The organism is Bisbaumannia salifodinae, from assembly GCF_055388505.1.
The window spans coordinates 1514001-1540770 of record NZ_AP043781.1; the positions used below are offsets into that span (position 1 = coordinate 1514001).

General features: G+C 69.5%; 19 protein-coding genes. 12 read left to right on the forward strand and 7 right to left on the reverse strand.

The features are described from left to right. The first annotated feature begins 19 nt into the window (after window positions 1–19). The 6 genes from cysM (at window position 20) to ACZ5EF_RS06890 (ending at window position 9675) form a co-directional block, all read left to right on the forward strand. Window positions 20–910: a cysteine synthase CysM gene (cysM, locus tag ACZ5EF_RS06865; RefSeq protein WP_346063117.1), complete on the forward strand. Its 891-nt coding sequence runs from the start codon at window positions 20–22 to the stop codon at window positions 908–910. Window position 911: 1 nt separating this feature from the next. Continuing rightward, window positions 912–2315: a 23S rRNA (uracil(1939)-C(5))-methyltransferase RlmD gene (rlmD, locus tag ACZ5EF_RS06870; RefSeq protein WP_346063116.1), complete on the forward strand. Its 1404-nt coding sequence runs from the start codon at window positions 912–914 to the stop codon at window positions 2313–2315. A gap of 69 nt (window positions 2316–2384) precedes the next feature. Next, entirely contained in the window at window positions 2385–4640 is a 2256-nt protein-coding gene (gene relA / locus ACZ5EF_RS06875) for a GTP diphosphokinase (protein ID WP_346063115.1), read from the forward strand. Then, on the forward strand, window positions 4637–5494 hold the full coding sequence (mazG, locus tag ACZ5EF_RS06880) for a nucleoside triphosphate pyrophosphohydrolase (protein ID WP_346063114.1): 858 nt from the start codon (window positions 4637–4639) through the stop codon (window positions 5492–5494). The genes relA and mazG overlap by 4 nt, the downstream gene beginning before the upstream one ends. Further along, complete coding sequence (gene ppc / locus ACZ5EF_RS06885; RefSeq protein ID WP_346063113.1) at window positions 5491–8139, forward strand: phosphoenolpyruvate carboxylase; 2649 nt, start codon at window positions 5491–5493, stop codon at window positions 8137–8139. The genes mazG and ppc overlap by 4 nt, the downstream gene beginning before the upstream one ends. Before the next feature lie 159 nt (window positions 8140–8298). Further along, a complete protein-coding gene (locus ACZ5EF_RS06890; RefSeq protein ID WP_346063112.1) occupies window positions 8299–9675 on the forward strand; it encodes a diguanylate cyclase in 1377 nt (458 codons plus the stop codon). A 217-nt stretch (window positions 9676–9892) separates the two neighbouring features. Here ACZ5EF_RS06890 and ACZ5EF_RS06895 read toward each other — a convergent pair whose 3' ends face one another. Together ACZ5EF_RS06895 and ACZ5EF_RS06900 are read right to left on the reverse strand one after the other, a co-directional pair. Continuing rightward, a complete protein-coding gene (locus tag ACZ5EF_RS06895) occupies window positions 9893–10432 on the reverse strand; it encodes a hypothetical protein (RefSeq protein ID WP_346063111.1) in 540 nt (179 codons plus the stop codon). Beyond that, on the reverse strand, window positions 10429–11868 hold the full coding sequence (locus ACZ5EF_RS06900) for an ethylbenzene dehydrogenase-related protein (RefSeq protein ID WP_346063110.1): 1440 nt from the start codon (window positions 11866–11868) through the stop codon (window positions 10429–10431). Before ACZ5EF_RS06900 ends, ACZ5EF_RS06895 begins: the two co-directional genes overlap by 4 nt. A 175-nt stretch (window positions 11869–12043) precedes the next feature. On the opposite strand from ACZ5EF_RS06900, the gene ACZ5EF_RS06905 reads away from it, so the two are divergent. Next, window positions 12044–12805 carry a prenyltransferase gene (locus tag ACZ5EF_RS06905; RefSeq protein WP_346063109.1) on the forward strand — a complete coding sequence of 254 codons (762 nt, stop codon included), beginning with the start codon at window positions 12044–12046 and terminating at the stop codon, window positions 12803–12805. On the opposite strand, the gene ACZ5EF_RS06910 is transcribed toward ACZ5EF_RS06905, so the two are convergent. Beyond that, window positions 12728–13633, reverse strand: a complete 906-nt coding sequence (locus ACZ5EF_RS06910; protein WP_346063108.1) for a ketopantoate reductase family protein — start codon at window positions 13631–13633, stop codon at window positions 12728–12730. The two genes, ACZ5EF_RS06905 and ACZ5EF_RS06910, sit on opposite strands and share 78 nt — an antisense overlap. A gap of 8 nt (window positions 13634–13641) precedes the next feature. After that, window positions 13642–15618, reverse strand: coding sequence for a DNA topoisomerase III (locus tag ACZ5EF_RS06915; protein ID WP_346063107.1), 1977 nt, complete (start codon window positions 15616–15618; stop codon window positions 13642–13644). A gap of 102 nt (window positions 15619–15720) precedes the next feature. On the opposite strand from ACZ5EF_RS06915, the gene ACZ5EF_RS06920 reads away from it, so the two are divergent. Next, the gene (locus ACZ5EF_RS06920) at window positions 15721–17010 is read left to right on the forward strand and encodes an ABC1 kinase family protein (RefSeq protein ID WP_346063106.1); all 1290 of its coding nucleotides are present in this window, start codon (window positions 15721–15723) and stop codon (window positions 17008–17010) included. A gap of 2 nt (window positions 17011–17012) precedes the next feature. Here the strand turns inward: ACZ5EF_RS06920 and ACZ5EF_RS06925 are convergent, their stop codons facing one another. After that, on the reverse strand, window positions 17013–18902 hold the full coding sequence (locus ACZ5EF_RS06925) for a hypothetical protein (protein WP_346063105.1): 1890 nt from the start codon (window positions 18900–18902) through the stop codon (window positions 17013–17015). 128 nt (window positions 18903–19030) lie between these two features. On the opposite strand from ACZ5EF_RS06925, the gene ACZ5EF_RS06930 reads away from it, so the two are divergent. Beyond that, window positions 19031–20845 carry an SEC-C domain-containing protein gene (locus ACZ5EF_RS06930; RefSeq protein WP_346063104.1) on the forward strand — a complete coding sequence of 605 codons (1815 nt, stop codon included), beginning with the start codon at window positions 19031–19033 and terminating at the stop codon, window positions 20843–20845. A gap of 167 nt (window positions 20846–21012) precedes the next feature. Here ACZ5EF_RS06930 and ACZ5EF_RS06935 read toward each other — a convergent pair whose 3' ends face one another. Beyond that, on the reverse strand, window positions 21013–22380 hold the full coding sequence (locus ACZ5EF_RS06935; protein ID WP_346063103.1) for an AmpG family muropeptide MFS transporter: 1368 nt from the start codon (window positions 22378–22380) through the stop codon (window positions 21013–21015). Between the two features lie 196 nt (window positions 22381–22576). Here ACZ5EF_RS06935 and rfaH point away from each other — a divergent pair, with 196 nt between their 5' ends. The 3 genes from rfaH to ccoM all read left to right on the forward strand — a co-directional run bounded on the left by rfaH (window position 22577) and on the right by ccoM (window position 23943). Further along, entirely contained in the window at window positions 22577–23107 is a 531-nt protein-coding gene (gene rfaH, locus ACZ5EF_RS06940; RefSeq protein ID WP_346063102.1) for a transcription/translation regulatory transformer protein RfaH, read from the forward strand. Between the two features lie 31 nt (window positions 23108–23138). Then, window positions 23139–23648 (forward strand): FKBP-type peptidyl-prolyl cis-trans isomerase, encoded by a 510-nt coding sequence (locus ACZ5EF_RS06945; RefSeq protein WP_346063101.1) that lies wholly within the window; start codon window positions 23139–23141, stop codon window positions 23646–23648. A 172-nt stretch (window positions 23649–23820) separates the two neighbouring features. Then, entirely contained in the window at window positions 23821–23943 is a 123-nt protein-coding gene (ccoM, locus tag ACZ5EF_RS06950; protein ID WP_346063100.1) for a cytochrome c oxidase subunit CcoM, read from the forward strand. A gap of 136 nt (window positions 23944–24079) precedes the next feature. Here ccoM and ACZ5EF_RS06955 read toward each other — a convergent pair whose 3' ends face one another. Continuing rightward, the gene (locus ACZ5EF_RS06955) at window positions 24080–26737 is read right to left on the reverse strand and encodes a bifunctional diguanylate cyclase/phosphodiesterase (protein WP_346063099.1); all 2658 of its coding nucleotides are present in this window, start codon (window positions 26735–26737) and stop codon (window positions 24080–24082) included. Window positions 26738–26770 lie beyond the last annotated feature (33 nt).

The window sequence follows — 26770 nt, forward strand, 5'->3', positions numbered from 1 at the left end:
TTTCCATAAGGAAAGTTAGATGCAGTTTCCCACCCTCGAGGACGTGGTCGGCAACACGCCCCTGGTGCGCCTGCAGCGCATCTCCGCCGGCCGCAACAACACCCTGCTGGCCAAGCTGGAGGGCAACAACCCGGCGGGCTCCGTCAAGGACCGCCCGGCCCTGTCGATGATCCAGCAGGCCGAGGCCCGCGGTGAGATTCGCCCCGGCGACACCCTGGTGGAGGCCACCTCCGGCAACACCGGTATCGCCCTGGCCATGGCCGCCGCCATCAAGGGCTACCGCATGGTGTTGATCATGCCTGAGAGCGCCTCCGAGGAGCGCAAGCAGGCCATGGCCGCCTATGGCGCCGAGCTGATCAGCGTGACCAAGGAGGGGGGCATGGAGGCGGCCCGCGACCTGGCCGAGTCGATGATCGCCCGGGGCGAGGGCAAGGGACTCGATCAATTTGCCAACCCCGACAATCCGCTGGCCCATTACCGGGGCACCGGCCCCGAGCTATGGCGCCAGACCGAGGGGCGGATCACCCATTTCGTCAGTTCCATGGGCACCACCGGCACCATCATGGGGGTCTCCCGTTACCTCAAGGAGCGCAGCCCCGAGGTGCAGATCGTCGGCCTGCAGCCGGAGGATGGCGCCAGCATTGCCGGTATCCGCCGCTGGCCCAAGGAATACCTGCCGCGCATCTTCGACGCCAGCCGCGTCGACCGGGTGCTGGATATCGGCCAGGAGGAGGCCGAGATCCATATGCGGCGCCTGGCCCGTGAGGAGGGCATCATGGCCGGGGTCTCCTCCGGCGGTGCCCTGGCCGGGGCCCTGCGCATCGCCGAGCGAGTGGAGAATGCGGTGATCGTCTTTATCGTCTGCGACCGCGGCGATCGCTACCTCTCCACCGGCCTGTTCGGAGCCTGAGATGGCGATGCTTGGAAAACGCCGCCCGCCGCGGCGCCGCTCCGGTGTGTCGGGCCTGAGTGGTCGAACCGCGCCGGCGACTCCGGTGGCCGAGGCCACCAGCGACGAGGGCGACGACATCGTCATCGAACGCCTGGCCCATGATGGCCGCGGGCTGACCCACGATGCCGACGGCAAGGCCTGCTTCGTCGAGGGCGCCCTGCCCGGCGAGCGGGTGCGCCTGGCGGTGCATCGCCAGCGCAAGCGCTTCGATGAGGCCCACCTGCGTGAGGTGATCGTGGCCTCGCCGGAGCGGGTCGACCCGCCCTGCGAGCATTACGGCAGTTGCGGTGGCTGCGATCTGCAGCACCTGGCCCTGGACGCCCAGCGCCGCCACAAGCAGGCGGTGCTCGCCGAGCAACTGGGCCGTCAGGGCGTGACCCTGGCGGCGTCGCCGGAGCTGCTGGCCGGCGAGGGGCTCGGCTATCGGCGCCGGGCGCGCCTCGGCGTGCGGCTCGACGCCGAGGGGCAACTGCACCTGGGCTTTCGCGGCCGGCGCAGCCACCACCTGGTGGATCTCGCCGCCTGCCCGGTGCTGACGCCGCCCCTCAACCGGCTGATCCCGGCCCTGCGCGAGCAGCTCGAGACCCTGGAGGCGCCTCGCCAGGTGGGGCACCTGGAGCTGATCGACGGCGATGCCGGGGCGGCCCTGGTGGTACGCCAACTGCGCGACAACCCCCGGGACGCCGAGCGCTGGCGGGCCTTCGCCGAGCGCCAGGGCGTGCACCTGGCCTGGCTGGTGGGGCGCGAGGCCCCGGAGCTGCGCTGGCTCGGCGAGGCGCCGAGCCTGCACTACGCCCTGGGCGAGGTTCGGGTAAGCTTCGCCCGGGGGGACTTCGTCCAGGTCAATGGCGAGGTCAATCGTGCCCTGGTGGAGACGGCCCTGGCGTGGCTGGCGCCGGCCCCGGGGGAGGCCCTGCTGGACCTGTTCGCCGGGGTCGGCAACTTCAGCCTGCCCCTGGCTTTCGCCGGGGCCCAGGTCACCGGGGTGGAGGGCAGCCCGGCGATGGTCGAGCGCCTGGCCGACAACGCCCGGGCCAATGACCTCGCCCTCACGGCGCGCCAGGCGAACCTCAACGATCCCGAGGCGGTGGCGCAACTGCTCGACGAGGTGCCGGCGACGGGCGTGCTGCTCGACCCGCCCCGGGAGGGCGCCGAGGCGGTATGTCGCGCCCTGGCGCGGCAGGGGGGAGACGGGGCCGTGACGCGAGTCCTCTATGTCTCCTGTGACCCGGCGACCCTGGCCCGGGATGCCGCCATCCTGGCGGCGGGGGGCCTGCGCCCGGAGCGTGGCGCCGTGGCCGATATGTTCGCCCAGACGGCGCACCTGGAGTCGGTGCTGCTGTTTCGCCGCGGGGCGAACTGAGGAACGGACAGAGAACAATCAGCGGGCCGTCGGCCGGCGGCCCGGGGTGGAATCAAGGAGCGCCAGGAGATGGTGAAGGTTCGTGAAGACCAGCCGCTGAACGGCGATGGGCAGGTGGCTATCGACCAGTGGCTGGTGCGCCTGCAGGACGACGTGACCCTGAGTGACCCGGCGGAGTTGCGTCGGGCCTGTGAACTGGCCCAGCGCCTGGCCGCCGATAGCCAGCGTGCCCACAAGACCTGGCTGCCCCAGGACACCAGCTTCCGCATGGGCCTGGAGATGGCCGATATCCTCGGCGAGCTCAAGCTCGACCAGGCCGCGCTCGAGGCGGCGGTGCTCTATCGCACGGTGCGCGAGGGGCTGCTTAGCCTGGAGCAGGTCGCCAAGCAGTTCGGCGACGAGGTGGCCCGGCTGATCGACGGCGTGCTGCAGATGGCCGCCATCAGCCAGCAGGCCCCCAGCCACGGCATGCAGCAGCACGACCAGCAGGACAACCTGCGCAAGATGCTGGTGACCATGATCGACGACGTGCGCGTCGCCCTGATCAAGATCGCCGAGCGCACCTGCGCCCTGCGCCAGGTCAAGGATGCCCCCCGTGACAAGCGCCTGCTGGTGGCCCGGGAAGTCTTCGATATCTATGCCCCCCTGGCCCATCGCCTGGGCATCGGCCACCTCAAGTGGGAGCTGGAGGACCTCTCCTTCCGCTACCTCCACGAGGAGGACTACAAGGCCATCGCCAAGCTGCTGGCGGAGAAGCGCCTCGACCGGGACCGCTATATCAGCGATGTGGTGGGTACCCTCGAGGAGCTGCTGGAGGCCCAGGGCATCACCCGCTACGAGGTGGATGGTCGCGCCAAGCATATCTACTCCATCTGGCGCAAGATGAAGCGCAAGCGCATCGAGTTCTCCCAGGTCTACGACGTCCGTGCGGTGCGCATCCTGGTGCCGGAGGTGGCCGACTGCTACACGGCCCTGGGGCTCGTCCACTCCCGCTGGCACCATGTGCCCCACGAGTTCGACGACTATATCGCCAACCCCAAGAGGAACGGCTACCAGTCCCTGCACACCGCCGTGCTGGGGCCGGAGAACAAGGTGCTGGAGATCCAGATCCGCACCTTCGCCATGCACGAGGAGGCGGAGCTCGGCGTCTGCGCCCACTGGCGCTACAAGGGCCACGACACCAAGGCCAAGAGCTCCAGCTACGAGGAGAAGATCGCCTGGCTGCGCCAGGTGCTGGAGTGGCAGGAGGAAGTCGGCGAGTTCGGCGACCTGCGCGAGGGCCTCAACAGCGACGTGGCCCCGGACCGCATCTACGTCTTCACCCCCGACGGCCATGTCATCGACCTGCCGCGCATCGCCACCCCCATCGACTTCGCCTACCGGGTGCATACCGAGGTGGGCCACCGCTGCCGGGGCGCCAAGGTCAACGGCCGTATCGTGCCGCTCACCTACAAGCTCAAGACCGGACAGCAGGTGGAGATCCTCACCGCCAGCAAGGGCGGCCCCAGCCGCGACTGGCTCAACCCCGGCCTCGGCTATGTGCGCACCTCCCGGGCCCGGGCCAAGATCCAGGCCTGGTTCAAGCAGCAGGCCCGGGGCCAGAACCTGGAAGAGGGCAAGGCCCTCTTCGAGCGGGAGATGAAGCGCCTGGACCTGGAGGGCATGGACCTGGAGACCCTGGCCCGCAAGGTCAACTACCAGGGCCCCGACGACATGTACGCGGCGCTCGGCGCCGGCGACCTGCGTATCGGCCAGGTGCTGCACCAGGCCCAGCAGCTGTTCGGCGAGTCCGATGACCAGGAGCAGCTCGACCGGCTGCTGGCCAAGCCCCGCAAGGGGGCGCCCAAGGGCGGCAAGAGCGATATCACCGTGCTCGGCGTGGGCAACCTCAAGACCAGCATGGCCAACTGCTGCCATCCGGTGCCCGGGGAGGCCATCGTCGGCTTTATCACCCAGGGGCGCGGGGTCACCATCCACCGCCAGGAGTGCCCCAATATCCTCCAGCTGCGCCTCGACGAGCCCCAGCGCATCATCGAGGTGGAGTGGGGGGAGCGCCCCGGCACCCAGTACCCGGTGGATATCGTCATCGAGGCCTGGGATCGCTCCGGGTTGCTGCGCGACGTCACCGGCCTGCTGGGCAACGAGAAGGTCAATGTGCTCTCGGTGAATACCCGCACCGACAGCGAGGACGGCATCGCCCGGCTGGCCATCACCCTGGAGGTGGATAGCCTGGAGACCCTGGGGCGGCTCTTCTCGCGGATCCAGCAGTTGCCCAATGTGATCGACGTCAAGCGGTTGCGTACCGGCAAGGGAGGCAAGGCATGAGCGAGCCCCGCTACGGCCTCGATGACCTGCTGACCCTGATGGCGGTGCTGCGCGACGCCGACCAGGGCTGCCCCTGGGACCTCAAGCAGGACTGGGACAGCATCGTGCCGCATACCCTGGAGGAGGCCTACGAGGTGGCCGACGCCATCGAACGGCGCGCCTATGAGGAGCTGCCCGGCGAGCTCGGCGACCTGCTCTTCCAGGTGGTCTACTACGCCCAGTTCGGGGCCGAGGAGGGGCGCTTCGATTTCCATGACGTGGTCCACGCCCTGACCGCCAAGATGTTGCGCCGCCACCCCCATGTCTTCCCCGAGGGCACCCTGGCCTCGCGGCGGCCTCCCGGGGTGAGCGCCGAGGCGATCGAGACCCGCCAGGTTCACGCCCGCTGGGAGAGCCTCAAGGCCGAGGAGCGCGCCGAGCGGGACGCCCATTCGGTGCTCGACGACGTACCCAGGGCGCTGCCGGCCCTGTCCCGGGCCGCCAAGCTGGCCAAGCGCGCCGCCCGGGTCGGCTTCGACTGGCCCGACGAGGGCGGCGTGATCGCCAAGATCCGCGAGGAGCTCGATGAGGTGGAGGAGGCCCTGGCCGCCGGGGATCGCCGCCACGCCGCCGAGGAGGTGGGCGACCTGCTCTTCGCGGTGACCAACCTGGCCCGCAGGCTCAAGGCCGACCCCGAGCAGTGCCTGCGCGGCACCAACACCAAGTTCGAGCGCCGCTTCCGCCGCGTGGAAGCGGCCCTGGCCGGCGAGGGCCACGGTCTCGCCGAGGCGAGCCTGGAGGAGATGGAATATCATTGGCAGGCCGCCAAGCGTGAGGAGCCGGCCGCTGCGCATTCCGAGGAGGGAGCCAAATGAGTCACGACCTGCACGAATCCCTGCGCGATAACGTGCGTATCCTGGGCGATAGCCTGGGGCGCACCATCGCCGATGACCTGGGTGAGGCCTTCGTCGACCGCATCGAGGCGATCCGCGCCTTCGCCAAGCGCGGCCGCTCCGGGGATGCCCAGGGCCGCCGCGAGCTGATCGAGTACCTGCGCCGGCTGCCGGACCGCGACCTGCTGCCGGTGACCCGGGCCTTCAACCAGTTCCTCAACCTGGCCAATATCGCCGAGCAGCACTACCGGGCGCGCTTCCGCCGGGTGGAGGACTACAAGCCCGGCAGCCAGCCGGTGCTCGGCGAGCTGCTGGCCCGGGCCCGGGAGTCCGGCTACTCCGCCCAGACCCTGGTGGAGACCCTGGCCGGCATGCGCGTGGAACTGGTGCTGACCGCCCACCCCACCGAGGTCATCCGCCGCACCCTGATCCAGAAGTACGACGCCATCGACGACTGCCTGACCACCATCGAGGCCTCCGGCGACTACCCGGAGCGGGCCAGCCGCGCCCAGGGGCGCCTGGAGGAGCTGATCAGCCAGGCCTGGCACACCGATGAGATCCGCCACGAGCGCCCCTCGCCGGTGGACGAGGCCAAGTGGGGCTTCGCGGTGATCGAGAACTCCCTGTGGCAGGCGGTGCCCGACTTCCACCGCGACCTGGACAATCTGCTGCTGGAGGCGGCCGGCGAGCGCCTGCCCCTGGACGCCGCGCCGCTGCGCTTCGCCTCCTGGATGGGCGGCGACCGGGACGGCAACCCCAATGTCACCGCCAAGGTGACCCGGGAGGTGCTGCTGCTGGGACGCTGGATGGCGGCGGACCTCTACCTGCGCGACCTGGAGCAGCTCAAGGCGGAGCTCTCCATGTGGAAGGCCAACAGCGCCCTCAAGGCCGAAGTGGGCAACGTGGCCGAGCCCTATCGGGCGTTGCTCAAGCGCCTGGCCGCCCGGGTCGAGGCGACCCGCGACTGGGCCAAGGCGTGCCTGGATGGGCGCCCCTACGAGGGCGGCCCGATCATCGAGAACCGCGACCAGCTCTATGCGCCCCTGCTCACCTGCTACCGTTCCCTATGCGACGTGGGCCTGGATACCATCGCCAATGGCGTGCTGCTCGACACCCTGCGCCGGGTGGCGGTGTTCGGCGTCACCCTGACCAAGCTGGACATTCGCCAGGACGCCGCCCGCCATGCCCAGGTCTTCGAGGAGCTCAGCGACTACCTGGGGCTCGGCAACTACCGGGAGTGGGACGAAGCCCGGCGCCAGGCCTTCCTGCTCGAGGAACTCGCCTCCAACCGGCCGCTGATCCCGCGTCGCTGGGAGTGCTCCACCGAGACCCATGAGGTGCTCGATACCTTCCGGGTCATCGCCCAGGAACAGCGCGAGGCGCTGGGCACCTACATCATCTCCATGGCCGGCCAGCCCTCCGACGTGCTGGCGGTGGCGCTGCTGATGAAGGAGGTGGGCGGCGACGTGCGCCTGCCCATCGCCCCGCTGTTCGAGACCCTGGCGGACCTGGACCGCGCCGGCGAGGTGATCGACCAACTGCTGGCGCTGCCCGGCTATCGGGCCCTGGCCGGCGACAGCCAGGAGGTTATGATCGGCTACTCCGACTCCGCCAAGGACGCCGGCCAGCTGGCCGCCGCCTGGGCCCAATACCGGGCCCAGGAGACCCTGGTGGCGGTCTGCGAGCGTCACGGCGTCGACCTGACCCTCTTCCACGGCCGCGGCGGCACCGTGGGCCGCGGCGGCGGCCCGGCCCATGCCGCCATCCTCTCCCAGCCGCCGGGCTCGGTGAATGGCAGCCTGAGGGTCACCGAGCAGGGCGAGATGATCCGCTTCAAGTTCGGCCAGCCGGATATCGCCCTGCGCTCCATGGAGATCTACGCCTGCGCCGTGCTGGAGGCCTCGCTGCTGCCGCCCCCGGCGCCCAAGCCCGAATGGCGCGAGGAGATGGATCGCCTGGCGGGCATCGCCCACCGCGGCTATGTGGGGGTGGTGCGGGAGAACCCCGACTTCGTGCCCTACTTCCGGGCGGTGACCCCGGAGGGCTCCCTGGGCCGCCTGCCGCTGGGTTCGCGGCCCACCAAGCGGCGCCAGGACGGCGGCGTGGAGACCCTGCGGGCGATCCCCTGGATCTTCGCCTGGACCCAGACCCGATTGATGCTACCCGCCTGGCTGGGCAGCGGCGAGGCCTTCGCCACCCGACTGGCGGAGGAGAGCGGCCTGGAGCGACTGCGCGAGATGCGCGCCCACTGGCCCTTCTTCGGCACCTACCTGGATATGCTGGAAATGCTGCTGGCCAAGGCCGACGTGGAGATCGCCGCCTACTACGAGCACCGCCTGGTGGACGAGCCGGCGCTGCTTGAGCTGGGGGCCGCCCTGCGTGAGCGCTTCGTCCGCTTGCATCAGGGACTGCTGGAGATCCTCGATCAGCGGGAACTGCTCGAGGACACGCCGCTGATTCGCCAGGCCATCGAGGTGCGCAACCCCTATATCGACCCCCTGCATGGCCTCCAGGCGGAGCTCTTGCAGCGTAACCGGGACGCCGACGGTGCCATCAGCCCCGAGCTCTCCCGGGCGTTGATGGTGACCATGGCTGGCATCTCGGCCGGGCTGCGCAATACCGGCTAGGTCATCGCCTTAATCGCGCTCGGTGAGAAAAGGATACCGGGGCATCCGCCCCGGTATTTTTGTTAAAGTCTGTATCGGAAAAGACGAGATAACTATATCTAGCCGGTGCGTCGCAGGAAAACGTGACCCCGGGCCCCTTTCCGGTACCCAAGGTGACCCATGCATTACCAGGACTACTGCCAACTGGTGGCGGGTTGGCAACAGCTGCTTGGCCGCTTCACGGACAGCCTGCGTCGGCAGGTGGAGGCCATCGTGGCGGCCCACACGGAGGAGCTGGCCAGCCATTTCTATGCCACCATGCTGGAGGATCCCCACGCCTCGCTGTTTCTCTCCAATGAGCAGGTCAAGGAGCGCCTGCACCCGTCGATGCAGCGCTGGCTCACCCGCCTCTTCGCGATGGGCAATACCCGGGGTGAGGCCCTGGAGACCCTGATTCGCCAGCAGGAGCAGATCGGCCAGGTGCATGCCCGGGTCGATATTCCGGTCAACCTGGTGTTGAGCGGTGCCCGTCACCTCAAGCAGCGCCTCTATGGCTTCTTCGCCGAGCGACTGGCCGACCCCGCCCTACAGGGCCAGGCCGCCATCTATGCCTCGGACAATATCGATATGGCCATGGAGATCATGAGCCATGCCTACTCCCTGGCCAATGATCGCAATGCCCGCACCGAGGAGGCCTATCGGCTGTTCTCCCTGACCCAGAACCTGGGCAGCGAGCGGGAGCGTCAGCGCGCCGCCCTGCTGGACTGGGAGAATGACCTGATGTTCGCCGTGGCCGCGGCCCAGGACACCGAGGCCCTGCCACGGCTCGCCGCCTCGGAGTTCGGGCTCTGGTATCACCACAAGGCGATGCACGCCTTCGAGGGAGTGCAGGAGATCCGCGCCATCAGCGATACCATCGCCCGTATCGACCAGACGCTGCTGCCCGCCATCGCCGGGGAGGATCGCCGGCAGGCGATGCGCCATCTCACCGAGATTCGCGAGGGGACCCGCTCCATCCATCTGCTGCTCAACGGCCTGCTGGAGCGCGCCGCGGGGCTCGAGGCGGGGCGCGATACCCTGACCAAGCTGCTCAACCGCAAGTTCCTGCCGGTGGTGCTCAACCGCGAGCTGGAGATGAGCCGCGCCGCCGGCAAGACCTTCGCCCTGCTGATGGTGGATATCGATCACTTCAAGCGCATCAACGACACCCATGGCCACGAGGCCGGTGACCAGGTGCTGCAGCAGATGGCGGCGCTGCTGGATCGCAATACCCGAGGCGGCGACTACCTCTTCCGCCTGGGGGGCGAGGAGTTTTTGATCGTGGTGGTGGACACCGACGCCGAGCGGGCCCGGCTGTTCGCCGAACGGTTGCGGCGCCAGGTGGAGGCGGAGGACTTCCTGGTGGCGGCGGATGCCCTGATCGAGGTCACCGTCAGCCTGGGCCTGGCCCTGCATAACGGCCACCCCGACTACCAGCGGCTGATGCGCAGCGCCGACGAAGCCCTGTATCAAGCCAAGCATGGCGGCCGTAATCGCCTGGTGATCGCGACTCCTTAGGGGGATAGCTGCGGCGCATCGCCGACGAGGCGACGGACTCCGGGACAGGCCAAACACGGCGGCCGTAACCGCCTGGTGATCGCGACTCCTTAGGGGGATAGCTGCGGCGCATCGCCGACGAGGCGACGGACTCCTGGACAGGCCAAACACGGCGGCCGTAACCGCCTGGTGATCGCGGCGCCTTGAGGGCTCTGGCGCTGCCCCGGGCCCGGGGAGGTTAGGCGCGTCGGCGGGCCAGGCCTACCAGGGCCACCGCCAGCAGGAGCATCAGGCCGAGCGCCCAGAGGGGGGCGTAGAAGGTGGTATAGATCTCCCAGCCCAGCAGCCGAATCAGCGCCGAGAAAGCGGTCGGCGCCCCGGCCAGGTGGCCACCCAGGGTGCCGGTAATGGCGAATAGCAGACCGCCGAGCAGGGCCAGGAAGAGCAGCGCCCAGCGGCGTGCTCCCGAGAAGGCCTCGGCTCCGCCTCGCCAGATGAGCAGGGTGATCACGCCCCAGAGTCCCAGGGCCCAGAACGCCATCAGGATATGGTTGCGCGTCAGTGGGCTATGCAGGTTGGCTTGCCAGGGCCAGACCAGAAAGCCACTGACGATCGCCGCCACCGCCCCCAGTAGTCCCAGGATCAGCACCGGCAACAGGCCGGCTCGGGCGATCTCTGCCAGGCGACCTGGAAACAGGGCGGCGGTGGCTATCATCAGGGTCGCCAGGGCCCAGAAGCCCAGCGGGAAGTGAACCAGCATATGGTGCATGCCGCTCATGGGGCGTCTCCTTCGGTCGAATGACGTGGGGTCGGGGCAAAGCTGGGCCAGAGGGCGGCCAGGGCGGCCAGCATCAGCAGCAACCCGGCCAATAAGGTGAGACGCCAGTGCAGCAGGATGGCCTCGTGGAACTCCATCTCCACGCCGTAGTGAGCCAGCTGGTGTTCGCTGTGTCGCGAGCGCACCGGCACGCCGTCGGCGATATCCGGGGCCCCGGCATGGGCCTCGCCGATCAGTAGTGGCCAGTTGACCTGGCCCGGATAGAAGAGCGTGACCTCATACCAGGGCTGTGACCAGTCGGGGCTGCCCTCGAAACGCTCGGCCTGGATATCCGCCGTGCGTCCCAGGCCCAGGCTGAAGGGGTGGGAAATATAGTGCCAACGGCTACCGGTCGCGTCCCGGTGCACCGCGAAGGCCAGGTCGTAGCGTCCCTGGTGCCGGAAGGCCTTGTCATCCAGTGAATGGCCGGTGTCCAGGGCACGCTCCAGGGTGAGCTGCCAGTGGCCATCTTCCCAGCGTGCGTCGCCATTGACCCGGATATCCCCTCGGGAGCCTTGTCCCTCCCTCAATAGGCGCCGAGGAATCACGTCGTCTTCCTGCCACTCATGGGTCGGGTCGAAGGGAACGGCGAACGCCTCGGCCAGATAGTAGAGATCATCGAAGTCCACGTTCGGGTCCTGGACCTGTTCCCAGCGCAGGGCATGACGGCCGGTGGCCTGCGGATCGAACATCCAGCGTGGCTGATCGGCATCGGCGTCCCAGTTGGTGGTATAGGGGCCCTGGCCCGCATCGCCATGGCGATGTTCACCCACCCACTGATCGTCGGCGTAGCCCACCGCATTGGAACGCCCGGCCCGCCAGTGCCAGAGGTCGAGGAAGTAGCCCGCCTCGCGCTGGGCAGTGAGCGCGGCTTCATCCACCACGCTTCGCCAGTCGGCCATATCGAGCCGAGTGCCGGGCAGGTGTTTGCGGATATCGCTTTGACCCAGGCGCCGCCCCAGATGAGGGTGGTTGGCCACCGCTTCGGGGTCGGCGGCGTCGCTGAAGAAACGCGGCTGATCACCCACGGTGACATAGCCCCCATAGCGACCGAACTCCGGGACACGACCATCATCCACCAGCATGGCCAGGCGGTCCTCATAGGTGCCCTGGGGGGCACTGCCTACCGGCGAGGCGCCATAACGTACCCACTGCCCTTCTTCGTAACGCAGCATATCGTGGTAGACATGGGGGCGCTCGGCGGGCCAGCGGTAGCGGAACAGGATGCGCTCATCGTCGTAGGCTACCTTGACCTGGAGGGGCATGGTCAGCGCCTCGGGAATGGCGATATGGCGCTCGGGGTCATCGGCAATCACGCCTTGGCCCTGGGCCAACCAGGCCAAGGCGAGGCCCGCGCCCAGCCCCCCGAGGGCGAGGGGAATACGTCGATCGGTCATGGGGCGACTTCTTGGTGGCCGTTCCCCTCAGTGTGGTCGAGTTACTCCTGATCGGCCTTGATACGGATCAAGTCCATGTCGGCCCGATGGCTTCACCCTTCGTTGATCCATCTCAACACGGAGAGCTCCCAGAGCGTCGATACTGGAAGCCGGAACCGTCAAGCCAGGAGGCCCCATGTCCCCCCGTGCGTTAGCCGTGCTACACGCTAGCCGTCCCAGCTTCCTGATCCTGGCGCCGCTCTGCGCCGGGTTGGGAGTGGCCCTGATGCTGGCTCAGGGACGCGAGCTGTCGGGCCTAGCGCTGACGCTGGTGCTGGTGGCGGCATTGCTGGGGCAGGCGGCGGTGAATTGGCTCAACGAGTACGAGGACTTTCGCTGTGGCCTGGATCACCTGACCCGGCGGACGCCCTTCTCCGGGGGCAGCGGGGCCCTGCCGGCCACGCCCGAGGCGGCCCGGAGCGTGCTGATGGCGGGCCTGGCCGCCCTGGTGGCAGTGATGGCCATCGGCGCCTACTTCCTGTGGCTGAGGGGCTGGCCGTTGCTGGCGCTGGGGCTGCTGGGGGTGGTGCTGGTGGTGGGCTATACCCATTGGATCACCCACATGCCCTGGCTCTGCCTGGCGGCGCCGGGGCTCGGCTTCGGGCCGGTGATGGTGCTGGGCGGGCTCCTTGCCCTGGGCGGCCGGCTGGCTGCCCCCTGCGGCGGCCCTGGCGCTGCTGCCGCTGCCGGCGCTGCTCTGGGTGGTCCGGCAGTTGCCGCGCCGGTTGGTCGATGGTGGGGCCCTGGAACCCTTGCTGGGTGTCAATGTGGCGGCCCTGCTGGCGAGCCTGGCGCTGCTGGGGCTGGGCCTAGGTATCGGCTAGGGCTGGGCCTCACCCCGGGCTGGATGATAGGCATCCAGGCCATGGTAGGCGGCCAGCAGGCCTTCGTGGGGTAGCCCATGGCGGCGGGCGGCCGCCAGCAGCGGGCCGAGGATGGCGTCCCGCTCGGTGGGGCGCCCGGCGCCGACGTCCTGAAGCATGGAGGCGCGGTTATTGGCGGTGCCCTCGATCACGCCCCAGACCAGCACCGCCCAGCCCGATTCGGGGGCGGGAATCCCCTCGGCGGCGAGAATCGGCGCCAGCTCCGCGATCATCGCCTCCACCATCGGCCGGAAGGGGCGGTCGCGCAGTTGCCCATTGCGAATCCCGAAGCGCGCCACCAAGGGGTTGATGGCGGCGTTCACCGCCAGCTTGTGCCACAGCCGCTGGCGAATATCGGCGACCGGCGTGGTGGGCAGGCCGGCACGACTAAGCAAGTCGGCCAGCGCTGCCGCCAGCTCGGCGTGCTCCCCGTCGAGGCTGCCCAGCCAGGTGTGGCCACGGCCGGCGTGAACCACGCCATCTTCCACCACATAGGCACCCTCGCTGGTGCTGGCACAGAGCACCGGCCCCGGCCAGTTGGCGTGCAGGCGCGGTTGGACCTCATAGCCGTTCTGCCATAGCACCAGGGGGGTGCGGGGCGGCAGGCGCGGCGCCAGGGTGGCCAGGGCGGCCTCCGCCCCCGTGGCCTTGGTGGTCAGATGCAGCGCCGCGATTTCGCCGGGCAGGGGGGCATCACTCAGGGCGCTGTCGATTTCACGACAGAGCGTCTCGCCCTCCGGGGTGGTCAGGCCAAGCCGGGCCGGCAGGGGGCGGCGCCCCAGGAGCCTGACGGGCTCCTGCGGGCTCAGGCGCAGGGCCAGCAAGCGCCCCAGGGCCCCAGGGCCGAGAATCAGCTGGGTCATCGGGGCTCTCATCGGGGCTCTCCCTTGACACGGCGTGACCGGCTGCCCGTGGCTCGGGGTTTCGAGGTGCGGCTACCCGAGGTGCGGCCGCCGCCCTTGCCTCCGCTGCCGCGGCGCCCCTTGGCGGCGCGCCGCGGCGAGGGTGTCGGCGCCTCGATGGCCTGGCTCGTCGCCAGGGCCTGGCGCAGGGTCTGGGCGTCGGCGGCCCCCAGCAGCTGGCGCAGGTCCACCACCAGGGCGCTCAGGAAGGGCGCCGGCGCCTCGCCCTGCTCGGCGATGGCGGCCAGGCGCTGCTCCCAGAGGGCGGTACGCTCCGGGCGACTCGCCGCCTCGGGCAAGGCATTGATCAGCGCATGGCCGGTGCGGCTGGCGCGCAGGGCACTCTTCTCCCGCACCAGATAGCCGCGCTCCACCAGGGTCTCGATGATCCCCGCCCGGGTCGCCTCGGTACCCAGGCCGTCGGAGTCGCGCAGGGTACGCTTGACCGCCGGGTCGCTCACATAGCGAGCGATATTCATCATCGCCTTGATCAGGCTGGCATCGTTGAAAGGCTCCGGGGGGCGGGTCTCGCGATCCTCCACCCGGGCGTCGAGCACCCGGGCGCCTTCGCCCTCCACCAGCGGCGGCAGGGGCGGTGTCTCCTCCCGGGTGGTGAACAGCGGCTTCCAGCCCGCCACCTTGAGTTCGCTGCCCTGGGCGCGGAAGCGTTCGTCGAGAATCCGGAATTCGGCCTTCACCTCCCGGGTCTCCAGGGGCGGGTAGAACTGCACCAGCACATTGCGTACCACCAGCCGATAGACCTTGGCCTCGGCGTCGTCGAGGCGCGAGAAGTCCGGCACGCGCCCGGTGGGGGCCAGGGCGTGGTGGGCGCCCACCTTGGCGTCGTTCCAGGCCCGGGAACGACGCGAGAGGTCGGCACCGGCGAGCCACTGGCTCAGGGTGGCGTCGCCCTGGCAGGCCCCGGCCAGGGTGCGCGCGGCCAGGCCATGGTGTTCCTGGGGCAGGTAGCGGCAGTCGGAGCGGGGGTAGGTGATCAACTGGTGGCGCTCGTAGAGGCGCTGGCAGATATCCAGCACCGCCTTGGCGGGCAGCTTGTAGCGCCGTGCCGCGTCCACCTGCAGCGCCGAGAGGGAGTAGGGCAGGGGCGCCGACTGGCGCTTGTCCTGGGCCTGGAGTTCCACCAATTGGCCCTCGGCGCCGGGCAGGCGCGCCGCCAGGGCCTCGGCGGGGGGCCGGGCCAGCAGCCGGCCCTGGTCATCCAGGGGATGATTCTCGCCGGGTTGCCACCAGGCCCGCAGTTGGCCACCGGCCACCGCCAGGTCGGCCCACAGCACATGGAAGGGCCGCGGTCGGAAGGCGGCGATCTCCGCGTCCCGGCGCACCACCAGACCCAGCACCGGGGTCTGCACCCGGCCCACCGAGAGCACGCCGTCGTGGCCCGCCTGGCGGCCCACCAGGGTCCAGGCCCGGGTCAGGTTGATGCCGTACAGCCAGTCGGCCCGGGAGCGCGCCTCGGCGGCCCGGTACAGTGCCTGGTAGGCGGCGTTGTCCTCCAGGCGGCCGAGGGCCCGCTGCACCGCTGGGCGGTTGAGGTCGCTGATCAGCAGCCGCGCCACCGGGCCCTTCCAGCCTAGATGCTCGATCACCTCCTGCACCAGCAACTGGCCCTCCCGGTCCGGATCCCCGGCATGCACCACCTCGCCGGCCTCCTTGAGCAGGCGGCGCAGCACCGCCAACTGGCCGCGGGCCTTGGGGCGTGGCGTCAGCCGCCAGGGATCGGGCAGGATGGGCAGATGATCCAGCCGCCACTGCTTGTAGGCGGGGTCGTAGGCATCCGGGGGGGCCTGCTCGAGCAGATGTCCCAGGCACCAACTGACCCGGGTGTCGCCGACCTGCAGGTAGCCCTCCTGGCGCTGGCTCCTGCCCGGCAGGGCCTCGGCGATGGCCCGGGCCAGGCTGGGCTTTTCGGCGATGATCAGGCGCATTGGGCTCCCCTGAAAAAGCGGTATCTATGGATATTTTTCCAGTATTCCCGGCGCCTCGCCAGGGGTAACCTGTCAATAAATCCGTATAAGGCTTGTATCACTATGCGTGAGCGCGGCAGAACACGGCGACTGCTGGGCCTGGGGGCGCGTGCCGGTGGCGCCGTGCTGCGCACCCGGCTGGGCGGCGAGACCAACTGGCAGGCCCTGGGCGAGGCGCTCTTCGAGGGGCTCTCCGAACTCAAGGGGCCGGCCATGAAGCTGGCCCAGATCATGTCCCAGTGGGACGACCTGCTGCCGCCGGCCCTGGCGGAGGAGCTGGCGCGCCTGCAGCGCCAGGCCGAGCCCATGCCCTGGGCGAGGATTCGCGCCACCCTGGTGGCGGAGTATGGCGATCTCGAGACCCGCTTCGCCGAGATCGAGACTCGCTCCTTCGCCAGCGCCTCCATGGGCCAGGTGCACCGCGCCTGGACGCCAGCGGGGGAGCCGCTGGTGCTCAAGGTGCAATATCCGGGGTTGGCCGAGGTGCTGGAGGGGGATCTCTCCCAGGTCAAGCGGATGATGCGCCTGGGGCGCTGGCTCAAGGTGCCCCAGGCGCGCCTCGATGCCCTCTTCGAGGAGCTGGCCGAGAGCCTGCGCGGCGAGCTCGACTACCGCGCCGAGGCCGCGGCCCTGGCGCGTTATCGGGCCCGCTATGCCGACTGGCCCGGCCTGGCCTTTCCCGAGCCGCTGGAGGCACACTGCACGCCCCGGGTGCTGGCCATGCGCTACCTGGCCGGCACGCCGCTGCGGGAGCTGGAGGGGGACGATGGGGCCCGCCGTCAGGCGGTGGCGACGCGGCTGGCGGACTGGCTGACCGAGGAGCTCTTCGTGCACGGCGAGCTGCACGCCGACCCCCATGCCGGCAACTTCGCCGTGGATGAGGCCGAGCGCCTGGTGATCTATGACCTGGGCGCGGTAATCCGCGTCTCCGCGGCGCGCCTCAAGCAGCTGCTGGCGCTGCTCGAGGCGACCCTGGCGGAGGATGCCCTGGCCATGGAGACGGCGGTGCTGGCGATGGGCGGTCGCCAGGGGCAAGGGGCGCCCCTGGCGCTCTATCGCGAGTCCGCCGAGGCGGTGGCACCGCTGTTCGCCCCCGGCGAGCAGGACTTCGGCGATGTTCGGGTACACCGCCGGCTGCGGGCGCTGAGCCCCAAGGTGTGGGCGGCCATGGATCGCCTCCAGCCGCCGGCGGATACCCTGCTGCTGGCGCGCACCCTCAATGGTCACTACTGGAACCTGGTGCGCTTGGGGGCAAAACTGGATATGCAGGCCCGCAGCCGGCCGCTGCTGGCCTGGGGGCGTGGCGAGGTCGGCGTCGCCGCGCTAAGCCGCGCCCCCACCACGCCGGTGTAGTCTTAGTGATCCAGGGCGCGGCGGGCGGTAACCAGCGCCCGATACCAGTCGCGTTTCGGGGCCCCCACCGCCGGCGGGCGCTGGCTCAGGTAGCTGATATTGGCGGTGTCGCGGCTGCCAGAGTGACTGGCATGGTAGTTGGAGAGCATGGTCAGGGTGGCCTGGCGTGCCCCGTAGTGGTCATGCAGGAAGTCGATGGCGGCGGGTTCCAGCTCCACCTGGTAGTGGCGCACCAGGGCCAGGGCCAGCTGCTCCGCCGGGCGCGACAGGTCGACGCGGATCTCCTTGACCATGGCGGAACCCAGCGCCGCCTTGGCCGCCGCCGACAGGTTGGGCTCCAACTGGCCGAAATCGGCGGCATTGGTGCTGTTGATGGCGCGCTGTACCTCGGGGCGGGAGAGCTGGATATGCGGCTCCAGGGCCAGGGCGATCTCGATGGCCAGGCGCTTGGAGGCATCCAGGGTCAGCGGGGCGCACACCGGCTGTCCCGAGGTCAAACGTCGCGGCGAGTCGATCCCCGCCTCGGCCAGGTGGTTGGCCAGGTGCTTGCAGACCCGCGCCTTGGCCTCGTCGTCCAGCTCGATCACATGCTCGCGGAGTCGCAGGCCGCGGCGCCCGGGCCCCAGGCGCAGCCGGGTCTGGTCATCCTTCTCCTCGCTGATGCGCTCCCAGCGTTCCAGCATCTTGAGCAACTGGGCGTGCTGACGCCCCACCTGTTCGTAGGCCGCGGAGACGCTCTTGTAGAGGCGCAGGGCATTGGCCAGCACGTCCGACTGCCGGCGCAGGCGGGGCCGCTGGCCGGGGGCCTGCGCCAGGCGCGGTAGCTCCTCGGCCAGGGCGTCCATGGCGGTCTGGGAGCGCTCCAGCAGCACCTCGGCGCGCAGCCCCGAGGCGGCGTCCTCCACCAGGGTACCGGACTGCTCGGCCAGGTAGACGGTCAGCGCCTTCAGACGCGACAGCCCGGTGGCCTGGGCGATGCGGTGGCGGGCCCGGGCCTGTTCCAGGGCATCGAAGGCCTGGGCCAGCTTCCAGCGCCCCTTGTATTCGAAGGTGAGCATGGGGATCTGGCGGCCGCTGATCAGCTCGAAGGCCAGCACCAGCATCTCTTCCACGTCCTGCAGGGTCATCAGCAGCTCATCGTCCTGCTCGATGGCCGCCAGCACCCGCTCGATGAAATGCTCGTCGCGTACCACCCCCTGGCGCAGGTCCGGGGCCTCGCCGGCGAAGCGCGCCCGCAGCAGGTCGGCGGCACCGGGGGCCACCTCGGTCAGGGCATGGAACTGGGGTGTCAGCAGCTCGCCATAGAGCTGCTGGAGATCCTGGATACGGGCGTGCAGGCCGACCCGGCGATAGATATCGATCTGGCCGATGATCCGCGCGCTCTCCCGGTCGTCGAGCAGCTCCAGGGCGGCCAGTTCCACCCCCTCTGGGGAGAGGTCTTCCTTGCGCAACAGCATGGCGGCGGCTTCCCGGCGCCGGGCATCGCCTTCCAGGTTATCGACGATCAGGTTGCGGGTGGCCAGCAGCAGCTCCGGCAGGGCCTTGATCACCCGCTCGATCTGGGCGCTGGTGCGCGCCGCCTTGCGTGCCCCGGTGAACTGATGCACCAGGTTGGCCGCCACCCCGGCCACGCCGGTGATCACCGTATAGGTGATAAAGAAGATGTAGTTCTGGGCGCTGGGCGCCTGGCCATAGCCGAGCAGGTAGCCGCCCCAGGCCCCCAGCAGGGTCACCGGCCCCGCGGTCCACAGGATCTGCAGCAGGCTCACCGACCAGGGCACCCGCTCCACCGCCCGAGTGATGCGCTCGATCTCGTCGCGGCCCTGGCGCTCCAGGCGCACCCGGGGGGCCTCGTCGTCACTGGCGGGAGGGCGTCGAAAGGGCAGGCGCAAGGCGGGACTTCCTTTACTGAAGGCGGGCAGCCACACCCTAGCACCCCGCCCCGGTGCTGGCCACGCCGCGGATGAGTCGGTCGGGCCCGACGTGCTAGAATATGCCCCTTTTCCTGGCGGAGATTGTCATGCTGTCGGTATGGGTTGAGCAGCTGCTGGGCTATGCCTCGGGCGCCCTGGCGGCGATTCGCGACGATGAACACTATCCGTCGCTGGTGGGATGGGCCCGCACCGAGGGCGCCGATCGCCTGGGGGGCAACCTGGCGCTGGCCCAGGCCCTGGCCCCGGAACTGTGGTCCCAGACGCCCCTGGAGCGCCTCGATTTCGACTGCGAGCGGCTGGCGCGCCCCGGGCGCAACGAGCCCTGCTGGTGCGATTCCGGGCGCAAGACCAAGCACTGCTGCGGCGCCGTCCAGGTGCCGGGGCCGGTGCCCAGCCACCTGATGTGGATGCTCTCGCTGCGGGAGTGGAAGGGCGATGCCCTCAAGGCGGCCCTGGCCAGCGGCAAGGCGCCGGCCCAGGCGCTGCTGGAATCGGGGCTGATCGCCGCCGAGAGCGGCCAGCGCGGCCGCGCCCAGCAGATCCTCGAGTCGCTGTTCGACGAGCAGGGCGACTGGTCGCGGTTGCCGGATCAGGCGGAGCCCGCCTTCGAACTGTTGATCGACCTCTACCAGGAGCGCGGCTTCCTGCGCAAGCGCGAGGCGCTGCTGGATGCCGTCCTCGACCGCGGGCCGCTGTTCCTGCGTGGGGTGGCCCTGGAGCGGCTGTGTCTGCTGCACCTGGACAACGACGACCTGGCCAGCGCCCGGGAGGCCTTCGTGCGCGCCCAGCAGGCGTTGCCGGACTCGCCCACCCTGGCCTATATCGAGGCGATGCTGCTGCTCCATGAGGGCCAGGAAGAGGAGGCATCCCAGCGCGCCCGTTTCTGGTTCCGGCGCCTGGCCCGCCAGGGCGACATGGACCCGGAGCAGTTGGAGTTCCTGGGCGAGCTGGCCGAGAATCCCGGCGCCACCCTGGCCGAGCAGATGGTCAACTCCGAGGAGAACCTGGCCGGTCCCCTGGTGGCCCTGCAGAGCCTGCTGGCGGAACTGCCCACGGCCCCGGTGCTCGGCGTCACCCAGGGCGAGGCGGGGGCCATCGTCTATACCAGCTCGGCCCGGGAGGACACCCTCTATGCCGCCTGGCGGGCCCATTTCCAGACCCGGGTCGACGAGGAGACGGTGCTGGGCTTCGAGGCGGATCCCTGGGTGGAAGCGGAGGGCTGGCTCAGCGAGCTGTGCGCCAACCCCGAATGGCTCGACAGTCCCCGGGTCCACCAGGACCTGGCCCTGGCCCTGACCAGCCGTTTCGGCAGCCTGCCGTGGATGGCGCCGAGCCTCTTCGAGCCCCTGGCCGAGCGCCTCGAGCGCTGGCTGACCCAGCTCGATGGCCAGGGCCAGCGACTGCCCTGGGACGATGGCGATAACGCCGTGCTGCTGCGCAGCGGCCTGGCCCTGGTGGTGGGCATGGAGCGCGGCGCCCGGGAGCGCTCCCGGCGCCTGGCCGAGCGCCTGCTGGCCCTGGATCCCGAGGATAGCCTGGGGCTGCGCGAGCTGGTGCTCGACCAGTTGCTGCGGGAGGGCCGCAATGCCCAGGCCCTGGAGGTCAGCGACGTGCCCATGGAGACGCCGCTGCTCGGCGTGCTGATGGGCCGGGTACTGGCGCTGCTGCGCCTGGAGCGCTTCGACGAGGCCGCCGAGGCGCTGAAGGCGGCGATGGCGGTCAATGGCCATGTGGTGGCCATGCTCTGCGATGAGAAGGTGCGGCCCATGGCGCTGCCCAGTGACCAGGCGCCGCCCTCGGGTAGCCGCGCCGAGGCCTGGCAGTATCGTACCCTGATGCGCGATCAGTGGACGGCGACCCATGGCGCCCTGGCCTGGCTGCTGGAGCAGCGCAAGGGCTGATCGATCGGGACGATAATGCGGCTGATTCAAGGGGCCGGCAGCCTGGCTGCCGGCCCCTTGTGCGTCGTGAGTCGGCGGCTTAACCGGCCCGCGGTACCGGCACCAGGTCGCGGTCGCGACTGATCCAGATGGCCAGGGCGGTCTTGAGAGAGCGGCAGGCCCGAGGCCTAGCTGGCTCGCGGTGCCGGTGGCGGCACCAGGCTACGGTCGCGACTGATCCAGATGGCCAGGGCAATCGCCGGCAGGCCCAGCAGGGTGGAGATGACGAAGAAGGTGGCATAGCCCTCGGTGGCCACCACCAGGCCACCGAAGCCGCTGAGGAACTTGCCGGGCAGGGTCATCAGCGACGAGAAGAGGGCGTACTGGGTGGCGGTATAGGCCTTGGAGGTGAGGCTGGAAAGGAAGGCGATAAAGACCGCACTGGCCAGGCCGTTGGCCAGGTTGTCGCCGACGATGGCCATCACCAGCAGTGGCAGGCTCTGGCCGGTCAGGGCCAGGGCGGCAAACAGCAGGTTGGTGAGGGTGGCCGCCGTGGCCCCCAGTACCAGGATGGAGCCGATACCGTAGCGGGCCACCAGCAGGCCGCCGAGCAGGCCGCCGCTGATGCTCATGGCGATACCGAAGATGTTGGTGACATTAGCGATGGTGGCCAGCGTAAAGCCCAGGTCGATATAGAGGGGGTTGGCCATGGAGGCCATGGCCAGGTCGCTGATCCGGAACACCGCGACAAACACCAGCAGCCACAGTGCCTTGCGGCGATGGCGGGTAAAGAAGTCGGTGAAGGGGCAGACCACGGCGCCGATCAGCCAGGCCCCCAGTCGCCGTAGCCACTTGGGGCGTCCCCGGCTGACGCGCAGGAAGGCGCGTACCCGGGGCTCATGGATCAGTTGGGTGGTCAATGACAGGCGCGCCGGCTCCGGGCGCAACAGCACCGTGATCACCCCCACCCCCACCAGGGCCGCCATGCTCAGATAGGCGGCTTCCCAGGAGACCGCCGCGGCCACATAGAGGGCCCCGGCGCCGGCGGCCAGCAGGCCGCCCCGGTAGCCGATGATATAGGTGGAGGCCATGGCCGCCTGCATGTCCTCCGGGGCCGACTCGATGCGGAAGGCATCGATGGCGATATCCTGGGTGGCCGAGCCGAAGGCCACCAACAGGGCGCAGGCCGCCACCAGCGGCAGATTGCCCTGGGGCTCGAGGCTGGCCAGGGCGGCGAGGCCCAAGGCGATCATCAATTGGGCCAGCAGCATCCAACTGCGCCGCTGGCCCAGGCGGCGGGTCAGCAGCGGCAGGGCCAGTCGATCCACCACCGGGGCCCAGAAGAACTTGATCGAGTAGAGCATGCCGATCCAGGCGAAGAAGCCGATGGCGGCCACTTCCACCCCGTCGCTGCGCAGCCAGGCGGAGAGGGTCGAGAAGACCAGCAGGAAGGGCAGGCCGGCGGAAAAGCCCAGGAACAGCATGGTGATGACCGGCGCGCGCAGGTAGATGGCGAGGGCGCCGCGCCAGCTGCGGTGGGCGGTGGGGTGGGGCATCGAGGAGGCACTCCCTGGCGAAACGGTGGCGGCCGGACAGTGGCGGCCGACGATGGTAGACTGGGCCACTTGCCGACAGGTCGTCCGGTGACCCGGCCGGCACGACCAGGGTCGATTGTTACAGAGCCGCCGCCTCCAGGGAACCGCCGCCGAGGGGTTTCTGGGGAGGCCGGCAAGCAGGCAAGTCAGGAGTGTCATGCACCACGCCATCGATGAGCGCGCCAAGGCCGAGTCCGCCCGCTGGTACGTGATCCAGTGCAAGGGGGGGGAGTCCTTCCGTGCCGCCGAGCATCTGGTCAATCAGGCCTACGAGGTCTTTCATCCGGTGCTGGAGGTGCAGCGCAAGCGTCGTGGTCGCCTCACCTGGGTCGAAGAACCGCTGTTCCCCCATTACCTCTTTATTCGCCTCGATCGCCTGGCCAGCAACTGGCGGCCGATTCGCTCCACCCGTGGCGTGCTACGCCTGGTGTGCTTCGGCAACGAGCCCCTGGCGGTGGACGATGGCCTGATTGAAGCCCTGCGCCGCGGCGCCTCCCGCGAGGAGGCCCAGGCCAACCACTACTTCCGCGCCGGCGAGCCGGTGACCATTATCGAAGGCCCCTTCCAGGCCCTGACCGCGGTGTTCGAGCGCCACAAGGGCGAGGAGCGTGCCATCGTGCTGCTCGACCTGCTGCACCGCCGGCAGCGCCTGGAGATGCCGGTGGCCCAGTTGCAGTCCCAGCGCTGAGCGCCGTCGGCGACGCCATAGGAGAGATATCATGAGCCATATCGCCCCGCAGCGGGTCGTGACCCTGCACTATGTTCTCGAGGCTGCCGATGGCCAGGTGCTCGACGACTCCCGGGCCCGCCAGCAGCCCCTGGAGTACCTGCACGGCCACGACAATATCGTCGCCGGCCTGGAGCGCGCCCTGGAGGGCCAGGGCGAAGGCGCCACCCTCAGCGTGACCCTGATGCCGGCGGAGGCCTATGGCCTGCGCGACGAGGCCCTGGTGCAGGAGGTGGCGCGCTCGGCCTTTCCGGTGCCCGACCTGGCCCCGGGCATGCGTTTCCAGACCCAGGGGGATGCCGGCCCGCAGGTCGTTACCGTCCTGGAGGTGGGCGAGAGCCGGGTGCGCATCGACACCAACCATCCCCTGGCCGGCGAGCCCCTGCGCTACCGCCTGGAGGTGCTGTCGATCCGCGAGGCCACCCGCGCCGAGCTGGCCAAGGGCCATCCGCTGCCGCCGGGCACCGAGGCGAGCAGCGTGGAAGACCGCAAGGTGCTCTGAAAGGTGCTCTGACGCCCCTCACGGTTTTCCTTCACTGCCCCTAAAACCTGACCTGGATCAAACCTCGACCCGCTTGGTGGCGGGCCCCGCCCCGGGACTTGATCCAGGTCAGTTCTCCCTTCCCCTTCTGCCGCTAGAGTGGAGCCATACATTCACGGCGGGAGAGACGATCATGTACTGGGACGATGCCGTTATCTTCGGGCTGGTGACCGTCGGGTTGATGGTGGCTTTCCTGGTGGGCTGGGTCGGTTTCATCATCCACGACCACAGGCACAAGGGCGACAAGAAGTCCTGAACTCCCGCCACCGTATCGAGGAGCCCGGTGCCAGCCGGGTGTCCAGAGTCGTCAGGGGAAGGGGGGCAACCCCCATTTATACCGGCCTTCGGGCCGGTTTTTTCTGTGCGGTTTTCCCCTGTGCGGTGGCGCCGCCTCAGGCATCCGGTTCCGGCGCGGCCGCCCGGGCATCGAGGCGGGCCAGGAAGGCCTCGGGGGGCTCCGGCCGCGCCAGGTGGTAGCCCTGCAGCAGGTCGACGCCCTGGCGGCGCAGGAAATCGACCTGATGGGCGCTCTCCACCCCCTCCACCACCAGGCGCAACCCCAGGGTGCGCACCATGGCGATAATCGAGCGCGCCAGGGGGGCATCCTCGGCCTGGTGCAGGGGATCGATAAAGGCCTTGTCGAGTTTGATCTCGTCGACGCTGAGTTCCTGGAGATAGCGCAGCGAGGAGTAGCCGGTGCCGAAGTCGTCCAGGGCGATCTCCACCCCCAGGGCGCGCAGCTTCGCCAGGCGTGCCTCCATGCCGGGAGCCAGCAGCAGCGATTCCACCACTTCCACCACCAGGTGCCCCGGCGCGATGCAGTGACGGCTCAAGAGGGCATCGAGCTGCTCCACCAGGGTGTCGTCATGCAGCTGCTGCACCGAGACATTCACCGATAGCCGCAGCCCGCTGCCGCGCAGCGGACCGGCCAGCAGGGCGATGCTCTGTTCCATCAGCCAGGCACCGATGGGGCGTATCAGGCCGCTGCGCTCGGCGACCGGCACGAAATCGGCGGGGGCCAGCAGGCCCTGGTGGGGATGCTGCCAGCGTAGCAATACCTCGGCACCGCGCAGCCGCCCCTCGATATCGAATTGGGGTTGCAGGTGCAGGCGCAGCTCCGCCCGGGCCAGAGCCTGACGCAACTGCTGGGTCAGTTGATCCTGGTGCTGCATCCAGCGCCCGAAGCGGCGGTCGAAGAGCGCCAGGGGATGGTGGGGATGCTCGCGGGCCTGCTTGACCGCCAACTCTGCCTTGAGCAGCAGGCGATCGAGCTGGCGATCATCCTCGGGATAGCGGGCCAGGCCGAGGAAGAAGCGCAGATGGTAGGGCGTCTCCGGGGACAGCCAGCGCTGGGCATTGAGGGCCGAGAGCAGCTCCGCCCCCAACTGCTCCACCCGCCCGCGATCCAGCCCCTTGGCCACCAGCGCCAGACGGTTGGAGGGCAGGCGGGCCAGATGCGCCTCCAGGTCGCGGCGCTCGCCCCAGTGGCGCAGGAAAAGCACCAGCTCGCGCAGGGCACGATCGCCGGCGGCGAAGCCCAGGGTCTCGTTGAGGCGGTGCAGGCCGGTGATACGCAGCACGCCGAGGGTGAAGTCGCCGTTCTCCTCGGCCAGGTTCGCCATCAGCTTGCGCAGGGTGGGCAGGCCGGTGGTCTCGTCGAACTCGAGGCGCCGCTTGAGGTGCTGCTCGGCGACCCGGCGGTGTAGCGACTCGCTGAACTGGGAGAGCAGCCCGGAGAGCGCGGTGAGGCTGCTGATCTCCTCGCTGCGCCACTCGCGAGGGTGGGTCGATTCGCAGCACAGGGTGCCGCGCAGCTCGCCGCCGTCGAAGATGCCGATATCCAGCAGCGAGACGATGCCATAGCGCCGGAAGTAGTCGCGCATCTTCGCCAGCCGCGGCTCGGCCTCGACCCGGGAGACCGCCAGATAGGGGCCCAGTTGCAAGGCCCGGCGATAGGCCTCCAGGGGCGCCAGATCGAGGGTCTCGCCGCGCTGGGCGGGATCCAGGCTGGCGCGACAGATCAGGCGCTGGGCCTCCGGCTCCAGGCGCCAGATGCTGATGCAGGTATCGCCCAGCAGACGCTCGGCATGGGCCAGCACCGCGGCCAGGAATTCCTCTTCGTTGCTGCCTCGGCGGTAGAGGGTGCGCAGCGCCTGCCAGGCCTGCTGTTGGGCGGCCAGCCCCGAACGGGTGGCCTGCAGCTCCGCACCGATGGCACGACTCTGGTCGAGCCGCCGGGTCAGGCGACGGAACAACACGAAGGTGACCAGGATGAAGAGGGTCATCACACCCGCCAGCCAGGGCAGGGCGGCGAGCAGGATCGACCGGCCGGGACGCTGGGGAGTCCAGTGCAGCCAGGCCAGTTCCCGGCCACGGCTATCCAGCAGGGGGAGGCGTTCGGCGAGGGTCGGTTCGGCACTTAGCGCCAGGCTGGCCAGGCCGGTGACCTGGCGCAGTTCCTCCATCAAGGGGTCGTCCAGGTAGCGGGCGAAGAGCAGGCGGTGAGGGGCGGGGGCCGGCGTCAGGGACTCGCTCTCGGGGTGAATCTCGGCGATGGCCAGCAACACGGGCTGCTCCTGCCACTGGGCCCAGGCCAGGTGGGCGCCCGGGCCCTCACCGGGTGGCAGCGGATGAGGGGGCTGAGTGGTGGCCTGCCAGGAGGCACCCCGGCGCATGGCGTAGTCGACGCTGCCATCCGGAGCGATCAGCATGGCCAGGTCGATGTCCAGGTTATCGTAGAGGCTACCGCCCAGCTCCTGGGTCAGCCAGGCGGGATCGAGCTCGTTGGCGAGGTGTACCTGCCGATGGCTGATATCCCAGAGGGCATAGTCCAGTACCTGGCCGCTCAGCCGCTGGCCCAGCAGTTCCAGTTGGGCCTCCACCCGGGCCAGGTCGCGTTCGGCCTGCTGATCGTTCTGGGTTTGGGCCGACCACAACAGCACCAGCAGGCTCAGCGCCAGGGCACCCAGCACCAGTAACACCAACTGGCCGCGAATGCCCCGGTAGGCTCGGTCCAGGCGGTGCAGTTGATGGTCGAGGCTCTCTGCCATGGGGACGCCGCGCCTGTCGTTTTGTTGTGGTTA

Coding starts and splice junctions, on each gene's coding strand:
- mazG (WP_346063114.1), top strand. CDS start 4,637: ATGAGCGAGCCCCGCTACGGCCTCGATGACCTGCTGACCCTGATGGCG.
- ppc (WP_346063113.1), top strand. CDS start 5,491: ATGAGTCACGACCTGCACGAATCCCTGCGCGATAACGTGCGTATCCTG.
- ACZ5EF_RS06945 (WP_346063101.1), top strand. CDS start 23,139: ATGAGCCATATCGCCCCGCAGCGGGTCGTGACCCTGCACTATGTTCTC.
- ccoM (WP_346063100.1), top strand. CDS start 23,821: ATGTACTGGGACGATGCCGTTATCTTCGGGCTGGTGACCGTCGGGTTG.
- relA (WP_346063115.1), top strand. CDS start 2,385: ATGGTGAAGGTTCGTGAAGACCAGCCGCTGAACGGCGATGGGCAGGTG.
- rfaH (WP_346063102.1), top strand. CDS start 22,577: ATGCACCACGCCATCGATGAGCGCGCCAAGGCCGAGTCCGCCCGCTGG.
- ACZ5EF_RS06915 (WP_346063107.1), bottom strand. CDS start 15,618: ATGCGCCTGATCATCGCCGAAAAGCCCAGCCTGGCCCGGGCCATCGCC.
- ACZ5EF_RS06890 (WP_346063112.1), top strand. CDS start 8,299: ATGCATTACCAGGACTACTGCCAACTGGTGGCGGGTTGGCAACAGCTG.
- ACZ5EF_RS06935 (WP_346063103.1), bottom strand. CDS start 22,380: ATGCCCCACCCCACCGCCCACCGCAGCTGGCGCGGCGCCCTCGCCATC.
- cysM (WP_346063117.1), top strand. CDS start 20: ATGCAGTTTCCCACCCTCGAGGACGTGGTCGGCAACACGCCCCTGGTG.
- ACZ5EF_RS06895 (WP_346063111.1), bottom strand. CDS start 10,432: ATGAGCGGCATGCACCATATGCTGGTTCACTTCCCGCTGGGCTTCTGG.
- ACZ5EF_RS06920 (WP_346063106.1), top strand. CDS start 15,721: ATGCGTGAGCGCGGCAGAACACGGCGACTGCTGGGCCTGGGGGCGCGT.
- ACZ5EF_RS06955 (WP_346063099.1), bottom strand. CDS start 26,737: ATGGCAGAGAGCCTCGACCATCAACTGCACCGCCTGGACCGAGCCTAC.
- ACZ5EF_RS06900 (WP_346063110.1), bottom strand. CDS start 11,868: ATGACCGATCGACGTATTCCCCTCGCCCTCGGGGGGCTGGGCGCGGGC.
- ACZ5EF_RS06930 (WP_346063104.1), top strand. CDS start 19,031: ATGCTGTCGGTATGGGTTGAGCAGCTGCTGGGCTATGCCTCGGGCGCC.
- ACZ5EF_RS06905 (WP_346063109.1), top strand. CDS start 12,044: ATGTCCCCCCGTGCGTTAGCCGTGCTACACGCTAGCCGTCCCAGCTTC.
- rlmD (WP_346063116.1), top strand. CDS start 912: ATGGCGATGCTTGGAAAACGCCGCCCGCCGCGGCGCCGCTCCGGTGTG.
- ACZ5EF_RS06910 (WP_346063108.1), bottom strand. CDS start 13,633: ATGACCCAGCTGATTCTCGGCCCTGGGGCCCTGGGGCGCTTGCTGGCC.